At 76.1% G+C, this 1,632-nt stretch carries 2 protein-coding genes; one reads left to right on the top strand and one right to left on the bottom strand.

Features of this window, described 5'->3' with window-relative positions:
- Positions 1 to 9 precede the first annotated feature (9 nt).
- Positions 10 to 528 (bottom strand): hypothetical protein, encoded by a 519-nt coding sequence (locus G6R25_RS23855; protein WP_163554645.1) that lies wholly within the window; start codon positions 526 to 528, stop codon positions 10 to 12.
- Positions 529 to 532: 4 nt separating this feature from the next.
- Between G6R25_RS23855 and G6R25_RS23850 the strand changes: the two genes are divergently transcribed.
- The gene (locus G6R25_RS23850) at positions 533 to 1,426 is read left to right on the top strand and encodes a hypothetical protein (RefSeq protein ID WP_163554644.1); all 894 of its coding nucleotides are present in this window, start codon (positions 533 to 535) and stop codon (positions 1,424 to 1,426) included.
- Positions 1,427 to 1,632: the final 206 nt, after the last annotated feature.

The raw sequence follows: 1,632 nt of genomic DNA, 5'->3' as shown, positions 1-1,632 counted from the left end.
GGCTAGCGGCTAGCGGCGCTGCGCCCTGGCCCGGCGCCGCCCCCGAGCCGCCAACTGGTAGTGCACGGCCAAGAAGGACAGCGCGAGGAACAGCGGAAGCAGCACCGAAGGCGCGGCCGCGCTGGTGTCCGCGGAGACGAGCACCATGTCGATGCCGGCGTTGAGCTCCTTGCCGCAATTAACCTCCACCGGACGGTAACCCGGCCGGAAGCTGGCGAACTGGACGACGGTCTCAAACGTACCGGCCTGGTCGGCGACGGCCCGCCCGACCAGCTCGCCGCCGGCCGTGAGCACGACCGGCGCCCCGGGTCGGCACCCGGCACCGCGGGCGAACAGCAGGTCCCCCGGGGTGACGACGGTCCGGTCGAACAGCAGCTCCCCGGCTTGTGCCTCCCGCGCCACCGGGGTGCCGACGGGCGGTTGCGGGGCCCCGGAAACCAGCACCGCGGTGCACTCGCCGAGCACGCGAACGGTGCCCTTGGCGCAGCGCGGTGGCGCCGGAACGGCGCACAGCTCATCGAGCGGCACCGCTATGCTGCCCGGGCATAGCCGCCGTCCGGCCGGGCAGTCCAGCGTCGCCGCCCGCACCGAGCCATCCCAGCAGACGACCGGGACCGGCGGTGACGGCTTCGGCGCCGGGCACGCCTCGCCCACCGGCACCCCGACCGGCGAGCCGAGGCAGAACCGCTGCGGCAGCGGGCACTGGTCCGCGCCGGCCCGCACCGACCCGTCCGGGCAGGTGACCGAGGTGGCGTGCGGCGGCTGTGAACTGCCGGTCGGGCTGGGCGCGGGCTGGTCGGTCCGCGTGGCGGACGGCTTCGGGCAGGGCGTGGCGGCCACCGCCCGGCTGTGGGGCCGCGCCGGGGCCGCGCTCTCGCAGGGCCGCGGCTCGTCGCAGCCCGGCGCCGGCGACGATCCGGCCGGGCAGGGCGGGGTGCACTGTTCGCCGGACGGCTCGTCGGTGTCGGTGTCGGCCACGCCGCACGTCGGCGCAGGGCACTGCCTGGCGGGGACACCGGCGGACGCCGGGGGGCAGGCCGAGAAGATGGAGTCGCACATCCCCGCCGGACCGCGGGTCATGTCGGTCGGGCAGAGTGCCGGGAGCGTGGAACACGCCTGGTCGGCGTCGGCGGTCGCACCGGCCGGGCACTCCGTCGGTCCAGGGGCGCACCCGTTTCGGGCACCGGACGCCGTCCCGCTCGGGCATGCGGATGGGCTGTTCGTCGGGCTGCCGGACGGGCTGGCCGAATCCGAGAGCCCCGGGCCGCCGGTCAGCCGCGGGCTCTGCTCGCCGTCGGCGCTCGGCGACGGAGCCGGCTGGGTGCTCGGCGCGATCGGCAGCGGCGGGGGATCCGCCGGCAGGGGCGGCGCAGGCGCCGGGTTCTGGCTGCCGGAAGCCGGCGGCGAGTCGCCCAGCGGGGCCTGATCCCCCGACGAACCACCGCCGGCCAAGGAGCCCTCGGACAATTCCGATCCCGATACGGCGCCGGAACTCGACAGATCGGCGGAACCCGACGGATCGGCAGAATCCACCGCAACGGTCGAATCCCGCGCGGCGACGGAATGAGGCGTGGAGGCGGCAGCCGTCGCCGCATCGTTCACGCTCGCCAGCCAGGGTGGCCCGATCAGGCC

Origin of the sequence: Candidatus Frankia alpina, assembly GCF_902806485.1 — a bacterium.
Lineage (GTDB): Bacteria > Actinomycetota > Actinomycetes > Frankiales > Frankiaceae > Frankia > Frankia alpina.
The sequence above is the reverse complement of the archived record's forward strand: the minus strand, read 5'-3'. Positions and strand labels throughout refer to the sequence as shown.

What these genes read in the sequence shown, in the direction of transcription:
- G6R25_RS23850 (WP_163554644.1), top strand. Translation starts at nt 533, where the DNA reads ATGCTGCCCGGGCATAGCCGCCGTCCGGCCGGGCAGTCCAGCGTCGCC.